Source organism: Pseudomonas sp. NPDC087598 (assembly GCF_044743525.1).
GTDB lineage: Bacteria > Pseudomonadota > Gammaproteobacteria > Pseudomonadales > Pseudomonadaceae > Aquipseudomonas.
Map to the genome: position 1 here is coordinate 21581 of NZ_JBIUWQ010000045.1, position 14553 is coordinate 36133.

The following is a 14553-nucleotide window of genomic DNA, read 5'->3' on the forward strand; positions in this document are numbered from 1 at the left end:
ATCCGTGTCGTCAGTCAGGGCCCCATCGCTGGCAAGCCAGCTCCCACAGGTTGATGAACGCCATAAAACCCTGTGGGAGCTGGCTTGCCAGCGATGAGGGCCTCGAGGCTGAACTCTGAGTTACTGACTGACCACAACCGCAGACGTTCAAGGCGAATGCGTGATGTCGGCAATATCGTCCGCCGCCAGCGCGCCGGTATCCGTCGTTTCCAGCACCACATACGCGCTGCTGCAAAACAGCGAGTTCAGCCGTTTCATGTCCGCAATCAACTCCAGGTGCAGCGAACTGGTCTCGATACTCTGCACGATCTTACGTTGCAAGCGACTGACATGCGCATGGGCCAAACGGCGTTCCTGTGCGCGAAAGCGACGTTTTTCACGGAGTAGTTGCCGGGCGCTTTCCCGGTCGCCACTGAGAAATACCGACAGACCCAGGCGCAAATTGGCGGTCAGTTGCTGCTGCAACCCGGCCAGATCCTCCAGACCTTCTTCGGAAAACGACCGCCGCTGGGATGTCTTCTGCTGCTGGATCTTGCGCAGCATGCGTTCGATCAGATCACTCGCCAGTTTCAGGTTGATCGCCAACTCGATGATCTCGGCCCAGCGCCGACTGTCCTGCTCGCCGAGGTCCTCGCGGGGCATCTGCGCCAGATACAGCTTGATCGCGCTATACAGCGCTTCGACGTCATCGGTCAGCCGGCGCATTTCCTGGGTAACGGCGGTCTGCTTGCCACGCAGAACGTCGAGGGTGGCGTCGAGCATGTTGTCGAGCAGGTCGCCCATGCGCAGGGTTTCCCGAGCGGCGTTGGCCAGGGCCAGGCTCGGTGTGACCAACGCGGTCGCATCAAGGTGACGCGGTTTGGCGGTGCCGTTGACCTCCGGCCGCTCTGGCAGCAACCACGCACACAGTCGCGCCATCGGCGCCACCGAAGGCAGCAGAATCAGGCAGCGCGCGGTGTTGTAGAGCAGGTGGAAGCCGATGACCATTTCCTGCGGGCTGAAGTCGAGGCTGTCGATCCAGTGCACCAGCGGGTCGAGCACCGGGATGATCAGGAGCAGACCGATCAGTTTGTACAACAGACTGCCCAGCGCCACTTGCCGGCCGGCGGCGTTCTGCATGCTGGTGCTCATGAACGCCAGCACGCCGCTGCCGATGTTGGCGCCGATCACCAGGCCGATCGCCACCGGCAGACTGATCACACTGGCCCCGGCCAGCGTCGCGGTAAGCAACACGGCGGCGAGGCTGGAGTAGGAAATCATCGCGAACAACGCGCCGACCAGGGCGTCGAGGAGGATGTCGCCGGTCAGCGAGGCGAAAATCACTTTCACGCCTTGGGCGTGGGTGATCGGCGCAGCGGCCTCGACGATCAGTTGCAGCGCAAGAATGATCAGCCCCAGACCAATCGCCACCCGGCCCATCTGCCCGAGCCGCGTCTGTTTGCGCGACAGAAAGAAAATCACCCCGAGGAAGATCAGCAGCGGCGACAGCCACGACAAGTCAAACGTCAGCACCCGCGCCATCAACGCCGTACCGACGTCGGCGCCGAGCATGGTTGCCAGCGCCGGGGTCAGCGCCATCAGGCCTTGGCCGACAAAAGAGGTGACGAGCATGGCGGTGGCGTTGCTGCTCTGCACCATCGCGGTCACGACGATGCCGGCGACAAAGGCGAGCCAGCGCTTGGACATGTTCTGGCCAATCACATGGCGCAGATTGGTGCCGTAGACCCGCAGGATCCCGGTTCTGACGATGTGCGTGCCCCAGATCAGCAGGGCGACGGCGGAAAGCAGATTGAGCAGGGTGAGCATGCAGACCCCCTGTAGTTGCAGCGCCCCAGAGGGGCAAGTTGACGGTACCGCACGGTTTCTACGTTCTGATACTTAAGCTGTAGTTGGCGAACGGTCTGGGCGCCAGCATTGCACAGCTAAAGTGCCGATTGAAATAAAAGTGTCATGAAAACAGCTTCATCCACCTCATCTGAATTCAACACGGCCCCCTGTAGGAGTGAGCCTGCTCGCGATAGGGCCATCAGCTTCAAAATTGTTGCCGACTGACAGAACGCTATCGCGAGCAGGCTCGCTCCTACAGGTTTTGCGCACTGACGCAGATTTATCGGTGCATGAAAAAACCTGTGGGAGCCTGGCTTGCCAGCGATGGCGCCCGTTCAGCAAACATTGATGTTGCTGACACTTCGCTATCGCTGGCAAGCCAGCTCCCACAGGTTTTGTATTTGCGGCTATCCCGATTACTGCCCCGGGATGTCCTTGCGCAGTTTCACCGGATCCTGCTGCTGTTTCTTCTTGGCCATTGCGCCGCGCAGCTTGATGTTGATCGCCTCAACCGCCAACGAGAACGCCATCGCGAAGTAGACGTAGCCTTTCGGTACATGCACGTCGAACGACTCGGCAATCAGCACCGTACCGACCACCAGCAGGAACGACAGCGCGAGCATCTTCAGCGACGGGTGCTTGTCGATGAACTCGCTGATCTTGCCCGAGGCCAGCATCATCACCAGCACGGCGACGATGATCGCTGCAATCATCACCGGTACATGGGAAACCATGCCGACCGCAGTGATTACCGAGTCCAGCGAGAAGACGATGTCGATGATCGCGATCTGGATGATGGTGTAGAGAAAGTTGCCGCCCTTGCCGCCAGGCGTGTCATCGCTTTCGTCCTCGCCTTCCAGCGCGTGGTACATCTCTTGCGAGCTCTTCCACAGCAGGAACAGACCACCGAAGAACAGGATCAGGTCGCGGCCGGAAATGCCCTGGCCGAACACCTCGAAAAGGTCGGCGGTGAGGCGCATGACCCAGGTGATCGACAGCAGCAACAGGATTCGCGTGATCATGGCCAGGCCAAGACCGAAGATCCGGGTGCGCTGCTGCATGTGTTTGGGCATGCGGCTGACCAGGATCGAAATCATGATGATGTTGTCGATGCCCAGAACGATTTCCAGGGCTGTCAGCGTAAAGAAGGCAACCCAGATCTCAGGGTTGGTCAGCCATTCCATGTGTATTCCTTTGTACGAGTGTTAAACCGAAAAAGGTCCGGGCTTCAAACCGCGAAGCCAGGACCCGAAACGGTGAGTCTTGGGGTTATAGAGTGCTGAACACCGGGAAAGTCCCCAACAGCAGTGCAGCAATCAGGATGCAGATACAAACCAGAATCGCCCATTTCAGGGTGAAACGCTGGTGGTCACCGAAATCGATGCCGGCCAGGGCCACCAACAGATAGGTCGATGGCACCAATGGGCTCAGCAAGTGGACGGGCTGACCGACGATCGAGGCACGGGCCATTTCCACCGCGGTGATTCCGTAGTGGCTGGCAGCCTCGGCCAACACCGGCAACACGCCATAGTAAAAAGCGTCGTTGGACATGAAGAAGGTGAAAGGCATGCTCACCAGCGCCGTGATCACCGCCAGGTACGGGCCGAGGAAATCCGGGATCACCGCCAACAGGCTTTTCGACATCGCATCGACCATGCCGGTGCCGCTCAGGATACCGGTGAAGATACCCGCCGCAAAGATCAGCCCGACCACCGCCAGCACGCTGCCGGCGTGGGCCGCAACGCGATCCTTCTGCATTTGCAGGCACGGGTAGTTGACGATCATCGCGATACTGAACGCGACCATGAACAGCACCGGCAGCGGCAGCAGGCCGGCGATCAGCGTGCACATCAGGCCGAAGGTCAGGGCGCCGTTGAACCAGATCAGTTTCGGACGACGGGCATCCGGGAATTGCGAGACGCTGATTTCGCTGTGATCGATCTCGTCGCCCGCCAGGTGCAATTCACCCAGACGCGCACGCTCACGTTTGCCATAGAAGTAGGCAATCAGCAGGATCGCCACGACACCGGCCGCCATCGCCGGGATCATCGGCACGAAAATATCCGACGGATCGACATGCAAGGCACTCGCCGCACGCGCGGTCGGGCCGCCCCACGGGGTCATGTTCATCACGCCACCGGCCAGGATGATCAGGCCGGCCATGATTCGCGGGCTCATGCCGATGCGGCTGTACAGCGGCAGCATCGCCGCCACACAGATCATGTAAGTGGTCGCGCCGTCACCATCGAGGGAAACGACGAGCGCCAGTACGGCGGTACCGACCGAAACCTTCAGTGGGTCACCCTTGACCAGTTTGAGGATCTTGCGCACGGCCGGGTCGAACAGGCCGGAGTCGATCATCAATGCAAAGTACAGAATGGCGAACATCAGCATCACGCCGGTCGGCGCGAGCTTGGTAATACCTTCGAGCATCATCGGGCCGATCTTCGGCGCGAACCCGCCGAACAGGGCAAAGATGATCGGGATGATGATCAGAGCGATCAGCGCGGACAGGCGCTTGGTCATGATCAGGAACATGAACGTGATGACCATGGCGAAGCCAAGGAAAGTCAGCATGGGAATACTCCAGGCGTAGCGCGGCTAATTGAGTGAGCGGACCGGGGGGATCAGCGCAGAACGGCAAGCACGAGGCGTACGGGCGGAGTGACAGCGAGGAGGCGGGCTACAGAGGACATCAGAATCACCATTGTTGTTGTTAATTGGGCCAGGCGCGCGAGCAATCACACGCGTTGGCCAACCGGTCTGTTGCCGGAAGTGAGGCGATCCTAATGGGGCAAGCTTTCAGCTACCTTTCGCTGAAGAAAGCTTTGAATGAACGGTCAACCGGCCGTCGGATGCGAACCAGGTCAATGAACACGGGAAGGAGGGCTTAGGCGATGAGTGAATTGCACAGCGGTGGCTGCCATTGCGGACACATCCGTTATCAGTTCAGCGGGGCGCTTCACGACATCGCGCACTGCCACTGTTCGATCTGCCGCAAGGTCAGCGGCGGGATCGTCACGACATGGATCAGCGTGCCGGCGGCGAATTTCCAATGGCTGGCCGGGACGCCGTCGCGTTATGACTCGTCGAGCAGTTGCGCACGGTTCTTCTGCCCGAACTGCGGTGCGCAATTGGCGCTGGTGACGTTGCTCAGTCCTGAAAGCATCGATCTGACTATCGCCACCCTCGATCACCCGGAGCAGGCCCCGGCTGAACGACACATCTGGACCGACAGCCAATTGCCTTGGCTGCATCTGGATGAGCACTTGCCGGGCGAACCTGAAGAAACATTGTAGATTTACTAAAGTCTGATCAAAAAATAGACAAATCCAGCGGCCGCATCGCGCCCATCCAGATCGCATGCTCGGTGTGATCGAGCAAGTCATCACCAGTGTCCGGATGCAGAAACACCACCAGACCTTTGCGATTGAGCGCCAGCCACGGCAACACCGCGCCGATCAGCTCCGAGCCGAAGGCCAGTTGGCAGCTCCAGTCCGGGTGCGGGCCGACCGGGCGCTCATGAACGCGGCCCATCTTTAACGGAAACAATTGTGCGGCCTGCTCACACAAGGCCCGTGCCTGTTCAATCGTGCCGGCATCGAAATAGACGTGGGCGTGATAACCCTTGATCGCTTGCATCTGTAAGCCTCGAAAATCGGTTCGAACCCTCGGCGTTGCCCATGTGTCACACGCCTTACAAGGGATAACGAAAGGGCTCAGCCATGAAAAATGCCGAAACCCCGGCGGTAAAAGTGGTGCTCTATGGTGCCATGAGTAGCCTGGGCAGCGCGTTGATGGCTGAACTGCTGCGCCGACAGCACGAAGTGATCGCGATACTGGATGATTTGAATGTGCTCGCACCGCGTCCGGGCCTGCGCACCAAAAGCGGCGACCTGTTCGACTCCGAGCGGGTCAATCAAAGCGTGGCCGGCAGTTCGGCGGTGATCTGTCTGCTTGATGCGCCGGGCCTGCCATTCAGTAGCGATCAAGTCGAACGCTCGGTGTTGCTCGGGCCAGTCGAGCAGGTATTGGCCGTCGATTCATTGGTCGATGGTCTGCAGGCAGCCAACATCTCGCGGTTGTTTGTCGTCGGCGACTTTGCCGTGCTCGACGAGCCGGATCTGGATGATCGCCTGCAACGCCACGCCGCCGAGGAAATTCGCGAAGCTCTGCAAAGCAGCCCGCTGCACTGGACGCTGGTCAACGCACCGCGCGGCGTTGCGGGTTTGACGATTGAACATTTCAGTCAGGTCGGCAGCACGCTCGAACCGGGTCTGGCGGAACCGCTGGAGCGCTTGAATCGCGTGGCCGTGGGCATTGCCGATGAGCTGAGATTGAATCTGCATGTAGGCCAACATGTGAATTTCGTCGCCGCCACCCCCCTATAGGAGCTGCCGCAGGCTGCGATCTTCTGCTTTTCAAACCGCAATCGAAGGCAACGCCAACCCAGCCAACGATTCGGCACTGCTCGCCTGTTCCGCCATCAACCAATCGACAAACTGCTGAATCAACGCCCCACGCCGTTTGCGCTGGGGCAACACCACGTAATAGCCCAACCGCGACAACGTGGTTTCGGCGATTGGTCGACACAACAAACCTTGGGTCAATAAGTTATCCACAAGGTGCCGCCAGCCGATTGCCACGCCCTGGCCACCAATCGCCGCTTGAATCAACAGCGTGTAATTGTCGAAACGCAATTGCCCCGGGGCCGGCGGGGTAGTGATGCCGAGTTCGCGGAATAATCCGCTCCAGTCGAACCAGTCACTGCTGTTCTCACCGCGCAGGTGCAGTAACGGAAACTCCAGCAAGGCCTGAGCAGGCAGGGGCGCTGAGCGATTTTTGAGCAATTGCGGACTGCACACCGGGAATACTTCTTCGCTGAACAACCAATGACTTTCGCCCTGTTTGAAACGGCCGTCGCCAAACAGGATTGCCACGTCGATGTCGGTGCGCAGCATGTTGTGGTTGCGTTCGCTAGTGACCAGGCTGACATCGACGTGGGGGTTGGCTTCGTGGAAGCGGTGCAGGCGTGGCATCAGCCAATACGCGGCGAAGGCGAAATCGGTGGCGACTTGCAGGACTTCATGTTGCTGCTGTGCGCTGATTGCGCTCAATCCTGCATCGATATTCTGCAAACCAAGGGCAACTTGTTCGAACAGGATCGTACCGACCTCCGTCAGCTCAATACCGCGGTAGATGCGATCAAACAGGCGTGTGCCGAGCTGCTCCTCCAGCCGTTTGATCTGCTGACTGATCGCCGGTTGCGTGGTGCCAAGCTCCACTGCCGCAGCGGTGAAGCTGCGTTGCCGAGCGGCGGCCTCGAAGGCGCGAAGCAGGTCCAGCGACAGATCACCAAGGGCTTCATACATAAGCTGTGCTTATCCTAGTCATTGTCCGGCGCGGGCTTTACCGGATACAGAATGGGCTCCATGCTCGATCGCAGCAATGTCGCATAAATATTCACTATGGAATGACGCGATCACATGAAGCGCAAGAATATTCTTTTCATCATGGCCGATCAGATGGCCGCGCCAATGTTGCCGCTCTACGGCCCTTCGCCGATCAAACTGCCCAATCTTTCCCGCCTCGCCGCCCAAGGCGTGGTGTTCGACGCCGCGTACTGCAACAGCCCGTTGTGCGCACCGTCGCGCTTCACCCTGGTCAGCGGCCAGTTGCCGAGCAAGATCGGCGCCTACGACAACGCTGCCGATTTCCCCGCCGACATTCCAACCTACGCCCATTACCTGCGGCGCCTCGGCTACCGCACCGCACTGTCGGGCAAGATGCATTTCTGCGGCCCGGACCAGTTGCACGGCTATGAAGAACGTCTGACCAGCGATATCTACCCGGCCGACTACGGCTGGGCGGTGAACTGGGACGAGCCCGATGTGCGGCCGAGCTGGTATCACAACATGTCTTCGGTACTGCAAGCCGGGCCATGCGTGCGCACCAACCAGCTCGACTTCGATGAAGAGGTGGTGTTCAAGGCGCAGCAATATCTGTTCGATCACATCCGCGAAGACGGCGATCAACCTTTCTGCCTGACCGTGTCGATGACGCACCCACACGACCCGTACACAATTCCCAAGGCCTTTTGGGATTTGTACGACGATGCCGATATCCCGCTTCCGACAACGCCGGATCAACATGAACTCGATCCACACTCGCAGCGTTTGCTTAAGGTCTATGACCTGTGGGACAAGCCACTGCCTGTGGATAAGATCCGTGACGCGCGACGTGCGTATTTTGGAGCGTGCAGCTATATCGATGCCAACGTCGGCAAACTCCTGCAAACCCTCGAAGAAACCGGACTGATCGATGACACCATCATCGTGTTCTCCGGCGACCACGGCGACATGCTCGGCGAAAAAGGTCTCTGGTACAAAATGCACTGGTTTGAAATGGCGGCCCGCGTGCCCCTGTTGATAAGTGCTCCGGGGCAATTCAGTGCGAACAGGGTCAGCGCGGCTGTGTCCACCGCCGACCTGTTGCCAACTTTCGTCGAACTGGCCGGCGGCACGCTGGAGCCGGGTCTGCCGCTGGATGGCCGTTCGCTGTTGCCGCATCTGCAAGGGCAGGGCGGCCACGATGAAGTCTTCGGTGAGTACATGGCCGAAGGCACGATCAGTCCGTTGATGATGATCCGTCGCGGCGCCTTCAAATTTATCTACAGTGAAAGCGACCCTTGTCTGCTCTTTGACGTAGCCAACGATCCGCGAGAACTGGAAGAACTCAGCCAATCACTACAACATCGCCAACTATTCGCCGATTTTCTCGCCGAGGCGCGAGCCAAGTGGGATGTTCCGGCGATTCACCGCGATGTGTTGGCCAGCCAGCGCCGTCGTCGTTTTGTCGCCGATGCGTTGACCATCGGCAAGCTGAAGAGCTGGGACCACCAGCCGCTGGTGGACGCCAGTCAGCAGTACATGCGCAACCACATCGACCTCGATGATCTGGAACGCAAGGCCCGTTATCCACAACCCTGCCAAAACAAATAATGTTAAGGGGAAGTCCATGCGCAAGTTATCCACAGCACTGACGATCAGCCTATTGGCGCTGGGCAGCGGATCGGTATTCGCCGAGCAAAGCTGCGAGACAGTGAAAATGGCCGATCCGGGCTGGAGCGACATCGCCGCGACCAATGCCATTACCGGGTTTCTGCTGGACGGCATGGGCTACAAGGCCAAGGTCGACACACTCGCGGTGCCGATCACCTTTGGCGGTTTGAAGGACGGCCAGGTCGATGTATTCCTCGGCAACTGGATGCCGGCGCAGCAGGGTTTCTACGACAAGTTCGTCGCAACCGGTGACGTCACGCAACTGGCGAAAAACCTCGACGGCACCGAGTTCACCCTGGCGGTGCCGGACTACGTATGGGACGCGGGTGTGCATAACTTTTCCGACCTGAACAAATACGCCGACAAGTTCGAGCGCAAGATCTACGGCATCGGCTCCGGTGCACCAGCGAACATCTCGTTGCAGGAAATCATCAAGAAGAACGACTTCGACATGGGTCAGTGGAAACTGATCGAGTCCAGCGAACAGGCGATGCTCGCCGAGGTATCGCGGGCGGTGAAAAAGCAGAAATTCGTCACCTTCCTCGGCTGGACGCCGCACCCGATGAACGTGCAGCTGAAAATGCATTACCTGAAGGGTGGCGAGAAATACTTCGGTGATACCGGCAGCGTGTTTACCCTGACGCGCAAGGGTTACGCCGAGGCTTGCCCGAACGTGGGTAAATTGCTGACCAATCTTTCGTTCACTCAGGAGATGGAGAACAGCATCATGGCCGAGGTGGTGAACAAGAAGGTCAGTAATGCTGATGCGGCGAAGGCGTGGATCAAGGCTAATCCGGCGGTGCTGGACAAGTGGCTGGATGGCGTCAAAACCGTGGATGGCAAGGATGCGTTGCCAGCCGTGAAAGCCAAGCTGTAACGGTATCCAACAGTTGACCCACTTCCTGTGGTGAGGGGATTTATCCCCGTTGGGCTGCGAAGCCGCCCCAAATCCAGTATTCACGGTGTATCAGGTAAACCGAATGCGATGGTTTTGCGACTGCTGCGCAGCCGAACGGGGATAAATCCCCTCGCCACAATGATTGCTGAGTCCTGATAGGCTTGTTGAAAACCCCAACCGCGAGGACCCATGGCCTTCCCCAGCCGCCGCTCACTGCTGCCCTTCCTCACCTGGCTCCCGCGGCAAACCCGCGCCAGCGTCGGTCGGGATCTGATCGTCGGCCTCAGCGGTGCGATTCTCGCGTTACCCCAGTCGATTGCCTACGCCCTGATCGCCGGTCTCCCACCGGAATACGGCCTCTACGCCGCGATCATCCCGGTGCTGATCGCCTGTCTGTGGGGTTCATCGTGGCACCTGATCTGCGGCCCGACGGCGGCGATTTCGATTGTGCTGTATGCCAGCGTCAGTCCGCTGGCCGTGCCAGCCTCCCAGGACTACATCACCCTGATCCTGCTGCTGACCTTTCTCGCCGGGATTTTCCAGTGGTTGCTCGGTTTGCTGCGGTTCGGCGCACTGGTGAATTTCGTCTCGCATTCGGTGGTGCTCGGTTTCACCCTTGGCGCGGCTGTGGTGATTGCCATTGGGCAGTTGCCGAATCTGCTCGGGCTGGAGCTGCCCGCGAAAGCCACGGCGCTGGCCAGCCTGATGGATTTGCTGCAACACCTTGGGGCTGTGGATAAACCCTCTTTGCTGCTCGGCATCGCTACGGTGGTGGTGGGCGTGGTGCTGAAACAATTGCTGCCGCGCTGGCCGACGCTGTTGATCACTCTAGTGTTGGCCAGTTTGCTGGTATGGCTGTGGCCGGCGATGTTCGGCCACGTGCATCTGGTCAGCGCTTTTGTCGGCCGCTTGCCGCCCTTCAGCGGGTTGCCGCTGGATCTGGACTTGATCCTGCGCCTGCTGCCGAGCGCTGTGGCGGTGGGCATGCTCGGGCTGGTCACCAGTCTGTCGATTGCGCGTTCGATTGCCGCGCGCTCGCAGCAGTTGCTCGATGCCAATCAGGAAGTTCGCGCGCAGGGTTTATCGAATATTGTCGGGGCGTTCTTTTCCGGATCGCTGTCGGCCGGATCATTCACCCGCTCGGGATTGAGTTATGAGGCGGGTGCCTGCTCGCCGCTGGCCGGAGTGTTTTCGGCAATCTGGGTCGCGCTGTTCGCGATTTTCGGCGCCGGGCTGATCGCGCACATTCCGATCCCGGCCATGGCCGGCAGCATTTTGCTGATCGCCTGGGGGCTGGTGGATCATCGTGGCATTCGCGCATTGCTGCGAGTCAGCCGTGCCGAGTTCGTGGTGATGGGCCTGACTTGCCTCGCCACGTTGCTGCTGGAATTGCAGACGGCGATTTATGCCGGGGTGCTGGCGTCGCTGTTCTTTTATCTCAAGCGCACCTCGCAACCCCGGGTACAGCATTGGCGTGATGGCGAGGACGATGTGCTGCGCGTCGGCGGCTCGATCTTTTTCGGCGCCAGCCATTACCTGCAAGTGCGCCTGCAACGCATGCACGGTGCGCGGGTGGTGATCGAGGCGCAGCAGATCAACTTTATCGACTATTCGGGCGTGGAAATGCTGCACCAGGAGGCGCGGCGCTTGCTGAGCCAGGATCGCAGCCTGACCTTGCGCGGGGCGCGGCCGCAGGTGGTGGAGGAGTTGAGAAAGCTTGAAGGGCCGGAGAAATGTCCGATCCGGTTTGAAGATTGAACTGATATCAGCACATACCCTGTGGGAGCGAGCCTGCTCGCGAAGACGGAGGCACATCCAATATTGATGTGTCAGACAGACCGCATTCGCGAGCAGGCTCGCTCCCACAGGGTGATTTATTGTGCCAACTGGCGGCGTAGCTCGGCCAGGACCGGCGCAGTGTCCGGGCGCACACCGCGCCACAAAAAAAACGCCTCCGCAGCCTGCTCGGCCAGCATCCCCAAACCATCCATCGATACCGCCGCACCATGCTCGCTTGCCCAGCGGCAGAATGCGGTCGGTTCCTTGCCATACATCATGTCGTAGCACAGGGTCTTGCCCGGCTCGATCAGGCTCGGTGAAATCGGCGGCACCTCGCCAGTGAGGCTGGCGGAGGTGGCGTTGATGATCACGTCCACCGGCTCCTGCAACCAGTCGAAACCGCTGGCCGACACCGGCCCCAGATCGCAGAACAACTCGGCCAGCAGCTCGGCTTTATCCACCGTGCGATTGGCGATGATCACCGACGCCGGTTTCTCCGCGAGCAACGGTTCCAGCGCCCCACGCACCGCGCCACCCGCGCCGAGCAGCAGAATACGTTTGCCGGTCAGGCTGAACCCGGCGTTTACCGTCAAATCACGCACCAGTCCGGCGCCGTCGGTGTTGTCCCCGAGCAGCGTACCGTCAGCGAGTTGGCTCAAGGTGTTCACCGCACCCGCCCGTTGCGCCCGTGCCGTCAGGCTGTTGGCCAGACGGTAGGCGTCTTCCTTGAACGGCACGGTGACGTTGGCGCCGCGACCTTCCTGGAAAAACGCCGTGGCGCAACCGACGAAGTCGTCGAGCGGCGCCAGCAAGGTGCTGTAGTCGAGGCTTTGCCCGGTCTGTTCGGCGAACAGCTTGTGAATCATCGGCGACTTGCTGTGGCCAATCGGGTTGCCGAAAACGACGTAACGATCCATCAGATGTCCTCAGGCCAGGGCCAGCCAGTCGCGGTCTTGCAGGAAGTACTCGGTCAGGCGCGCCTCTTCACTGCCGGGCTCGGCCTTCCAGTCATAGCCCCAACGCACTTGCGGCGGCAGCGACATGAGGATCGACTCGGTACGCCCGCCCGATTGCAGACCGAACAGCGTGCCTCGGTCGTAAACCAGGTTGAACTCGACGTAACGGCCACGGCGGAATTCCTGGAACTCGCGCTGCTGGGCGCTGAACGGATCATTCTTGCGGCGCTGCACGATCGGCAGATACGCGTCGATGTAGGCATCACCGATGGCACGCATAAACGCGAAACTGGTGTCGAAATCCCACTCGTTCAGGTCATCGAAGAACAGCCCGCCGATGCCGCGCGGTTCGTGGCGATGCTTGATGTGAAAGTAGGTGTCGCACCACGCTTTGTAGCGCGGGTACACGTCTGGACCGAACGGTGCGCAGGCCTGCTCGGCGACGCGGTGCCAGTGGATGCAGTCTTCTTCATTGCCGTAATACGGGGTCAGGTCGAAGCCGCCGCCAAACCACCAGACCGGCTCTTCACCTTCCTTCTCGGCGATGAAAAAGCGCACGTTGGCGTGGGACGTTGGCACGTGCGGGTTGTGCGGATGAATCACCAGCGACACGCCGAGGGCTTCGAAACCACGGCCGGCCAGTTCCGGACGATGAGCACTGGCCGATGGCGGCAGACCGCTGCCGAAGACATGGGAAAAGTTGACGCCGCCCTTTTCGATCAGCGTGCCGTTCTCGATCACGCGGGTCCGACCGCCACCGCCGGCAGGCCGGGTCCAGGCGTCTTCGACGAAACGCGTGCCGCCGTCCTCGTTTTCGAGTGCGGCGCAGATGCGGTCTTGCAGGTCGAGCAGATAGGCCTTTACGGCGTCGGTGCGGGTCGTCATGGCTTCACCTTGAACGGGGCATAACTACGCGGCGCCCCGCAGGCGGGGGTCGGCGCAAATGGGCGCGTAGCATACCACCGCAGGCGAGCGCGCCGCAGTTGACGAAGATCAAGCATGAGAGTTGGATAAGGACCTCGCAAAAGACCCAAGGAGAGCAGGCAGATGGCAAAGCGTATCCAGTTCCGCGCCCACGGCGGTCCCGAAGTGCTCGAGTATGTTGACTACCAACCCGCGGCACCCGGTCCCAATCAAGTACGTGTGGCCAACAAGGCTATCGGCCTGAACTTCATCGACACCTATTTCCGCAGCGGCCTCTACGCGCCGCCAGCCTTGCCGTCCGGTCTGGGCGCTGAAGGCGCCGGCATCGTGGATGCGGTCGGCAGTGACGTCACCCGTTTCAAGATCGGTGACCGTGTGGCGTACGGCAGCGGCCCGCTGGGCGCCTACAGCGAATTGCACGTCCTGCCTGAAGCCAATCTGGTGAAACTGCCGGACGAGATCAGTTTTGAAACCGCCGCAGGGGTGATGCTCAAGGGCCTGACCGTACAATACCTGCTGCGCCAGACCTACGAACTCAAGGGTGGCGAAACCATTCTGTTCCACGCCGCTGCCGGCGGCGTTGGCTCGCTAGCCTGCCAATGGGCCAAGGCGTTGGGCGTGAAGCTGATCGGCACCGTAAGCTCGAAAGAAAAAGCCGACCTGGCCAAGGCCAACGGTGCCTGGGCAACCATCGACTACAGCCACGAAAATGTGGCTGAACGCGTGCTGGAACTGACCGACGGCAAGAAAGTCCCGGTGGTCTACGATGGCGTCGGCAAGGACACCTGGCTGACTTCGCTCGACAGCGTGTCGCCGCGAGGCCTGGTCGTCAGCTTCGGTAATGCTTCGGGTGCCGTGGACGGTGTGAATCTGGGCATCCTCTCGGCGAAAGGCTCGCTGTACGTGACCCGTCCGACCCTGGCGACCTACGCCAACAACGCCGAAAACCTGCAGCGCATGGCCGATGAGCTGTTCGAGATGATCATCAGTGGCAAGCTCAAGGTTGATATCAGCCAGCGTTATCCACTGGCTGAAGCAGCAAAGGCGCAGACCGAGTTGTCAGCCCAGCGCACCACCGGCTCGACCATTCTGCTGCCGTGACACGACG

General features: G+C 60.1%; 13 protein-coding genes. 6 read left to right on the plus strand and 7 right to left on the minus strand.

Going from position 1 to position 14553, the window contains the following annotated elements:
* Positions 1-147: 147 nt before the first annotated feature.
* The 3 genes from ACIOWE_RS21755 to ACIOWE_RS21765 all read right to left on the minus strand — a co-directional run bounded on the left by ACIOWE_RS21755 (position 148) and on the right by ACIOWE_RS21765 (position 4404).
* Positions 148-1806 (minus strand): Na/Pi cotransporter family protein, encoded by a 1659-nt coding sequence (locus ACIOWE_RS21755; protein WP_401395659.1) that lies wholly within the window; start codon positions 1804-1806, stop codon positions 148-150.
* A gap of 437 nt (positions 1807-2243) precedes the next feature.
* A complete protein-coding gene (locus ACIOWE_RS21760) occupies positions 2244-3011 on the minus strand; it encodes a TerC family protein (protein WP_401395662.1) in 768 nt (255 codons plus the stop codon).
* Positions 3012-3096: 85 nt separating this feature from the next.
* Positions 3097-4404, minus strand: coding sequence for a CitMHS family transporter (locus tag ACIOWE_RS21765; RefSeq protein ID WP_201236161.1), 1308 nt, complete (start codon positions 4402-4404; stop codon positions 3097-3099).
* A gap of 320 nt (positions 4405-4724) precedes the next feature.
* Here ACIOWE_RS21765 and ACIOWE_RS21770 point away from each other — a divergent pair, with 320 nt between their 5' ends.
* Positions 4725-5126, plus strand: a complete 402-nt coding sequence (locus ACIOWE_RS21770; RefSeq protein ID WP_401395665.1) for a GFA family protein — start codon at positions 4725-4727, stop codon at positions 5124-5126.
* A gap of 16 nt (positions 5127-5142) precedes the next feature.
* On the opposite strand, the gene ACIOWE_RS21775 is transcribed toward ACIOWE_RS21770, so the two are convergent.
* Entirely contained in the window at positions 5143-5469 is a 327-nt protein-coding gene (locus ACIOWE_RS21775; RefSeq protein WP_401395668.1) for a DOPA 4,5-dioxygenase family protein, read from the minus strand.
* Positions 5470-5552: 83 nt separating this feature from the next.
* On the opposite strand from ACIOWE_RS21775, the gene ACIOWE_RS21780 reads away from it, so the two are divergent.
* Positions 5553-6218, plus strand: a complete 666-nt coding sequence (locus ACIOWE_RS21780; RefSeq protein WP_401395671.1) for an NAD(P)-dependent oxidoreductase — start codon at positions 5553-5555, stop codon at positions 6216-6218.
* 30 nt (positions 6219-6248) lie between these two features.
* Here the strand turns inward: ACIOWE_RS21780 and ACIOWE_RS21785 are convergent, their stop codons facing one another.
* Positions 6249-7199, minus strand: coding sequence for a choline sulfate utilization transcriptional regulator (locus ACIOWE_RS21785; RefSeq protein ID WP_401395674.1), 951 nt, complete (start codon positions 7197-7199; stop codon positions 6249-6251).
* Between the two features lie 114 nt (positions 7200-7313).
* Between ACIOWE_RS21785 and betC the strand changes: the two genes are divergently transcribed.
* From betC to ACIOWE_RS21800, 3 genes are all read left to right on the plus strand, one after another.
* Complete coding sequence (gene betC / locus ACIOWE_RS21790; RefSeq protein ID WP_401395677.1) at positions 7314-8828, plus strand: choline-sulfatase; 1515 nt, start codon at positions 7314-7316, stop codon at positions 8826-8828.
* Between the two features lie 16 nt (positions 8829-8844).
* A complete protein-coding gene (choX, locus tag ACIOWE_RS21795) occupies positions 8845-9765 on the plus strand; it encodes a choline ABC transporter substrate-binding protein (protein WP_401395680.1) in 921 nt (306 codons plus the stop codon).
* A 210-nt stretch (positions 9766-9975) separates the two neighbouring features.
* Complete coding sequence (locus ACIOWE_RS21800; protein WP_401395683.1) at positions 9976-11544, plus strand: SulP family inorganic anion transporter; 1569 nt, start codon at positions 9976-9978, stop codon at positions 11542-11544.
* 116 nt (positions 11545-11660) lie between these two features.
* Here ACIOWE_RS21800 and aroE read toward each other — a convergent pair whose 3' ends face one another.
* Complete coding sequence (gene aroE / locus ACIOWE_RS21805; protein ID WP_401395686.1) at positions 11661-12482, minus strand: shikimate dehydrogenase; 822 nt, start codon at positions 12480-12482, stop codon at positions 11661-11663.
* A gap of 9 nt (positions 12483-12491) precedes the next feature.
* Positions 12492-13406 carry an oxygen-dependent coproporphyrinogen oxidase gene (gene hemF, locus ACIOWE_RS21810; protein ID WP_401395689.1) on the minus strand — a complete coding sequence of 305 codons (915 nt, stop codon included), beginning with the start codon at positions 13404-13406 and terminating at the stop codon, positions 12492-12494.
* Between the two features lie 162 nt (positions 13407-13568).
* Here hemF and ACIOWE_RS21815 point away from each other — a divergent pair, with 162 nt between their 5' ends.
* Positions 13569-14546 carry a quinone oxidoreductase family protein gene (locus ACIOWE_RS21815; RefSeq protein WP_401395692.1) on the plus strand — a complete coding sequence of 326 codons (978 nt, stop codon included), beginning with the start codon at positions 13569-13571 and terminating at the stop codon, positions 14544-14546.
* The last annotated feature ends 7 nt before the right edge of the window (positions 14547-14553 follow it).

Excerpts from the sequence above, each read along its gene's own strand:
- hemF (WP_401395689.1), bottom strand. The coding sequence starts at position 13,406 with ATGACGACCCGCACCGACGCCGTAAAGGCCTATCTGCTCGACCTGCAA.
- ACIOWE_RS21780 (WP_401395671.1), top strand. The coding sequence starts at position 5,553 with ATGAAAAATGCCGAAACCCCGGCGGTAAAAGTGGTGCTCTATGGTGCC.
- ACIOWE_RS21765 (WP_201236161.1), bottom strand. The coding sequence starts at position 4,404 with ATGCTGACTTTCCTTGGCTTCGCCATGGTCATCACGTTCATGTTCCTG.
- ACIOWE_RS21755 (WP_401395659.1), bottom strand. The coding sequence starts at position 1,806 with ATGCTCACCCTGCTCAATCTGCTTTCCGCCGTCGCCCTGCTGATCTGG.
- ACIOWE_RS21775 (WP_401395668.1), bottom strand. The coding sequence starts at position 5,469 with ATGCAAGCGATCAAGGGTTATCACGCCCACGTCTATTTCGATGCCGGC.
- ACIOWE_RS21770 (WP_401395665.1), top strand. The coding sequence starts at position 4,725 with ATGAGTGAATTGCACAGCGGTGGCTGCCATTGCGGACACATCCGTTAT.
- ACIOWE_RS21760 (WP_401395662.1), bottom strand. The coding sequence starts at position 3,011 with ATGGAATGGCTGACCAACCCTGAGATCTGGGTTGCCTTCTTTACGCTG.
- aroE (WP_401395686.1), bottom strand. The coding sequence starts at position 12,482 with ATGGATCGTTACGTCGTTTTCGGCAACCCGATTGGCCACAGCAAGTCG.
- choX (WP_401395680.1), top strand. The coding sequence starts at position 8,845 with ATGCGCAAGTTATCCACAGCACTGACGATCAGCCTATTGGCGCTGGGC.
- ACIOWE_RS21815 (WP_401395692.1), top strand. The coding sequence starts at position 13,569 with ATGGCAAAGCGTATCCAGTTCCGCGCCCACGGCGGTCCCGAAGTGCTC.
- ACIOWE_RS21785 (WP_401395674.1), bottom strand. The coding sequence starts at position 7,199 with ATGTATGAAGCCCTTGGTGATCTGTCGCTGGACCTGCTTCGCGCCTTC.
- ACIOWE_RS21800 (WP_401395683.1), top strand. The coding sequence starts at position 9,976 with ATGGCCTTCCCCAGCCGCCGCTCACTGCTGCCCTTCCTCACCTGGCTC.
- betC (WP_401395677.1), top strand. The coding sequence starts at position 7,314 with ATGAAGCGCAAGAATATTCTTTTCATCATGGCCGATCAGATGGCCGCG.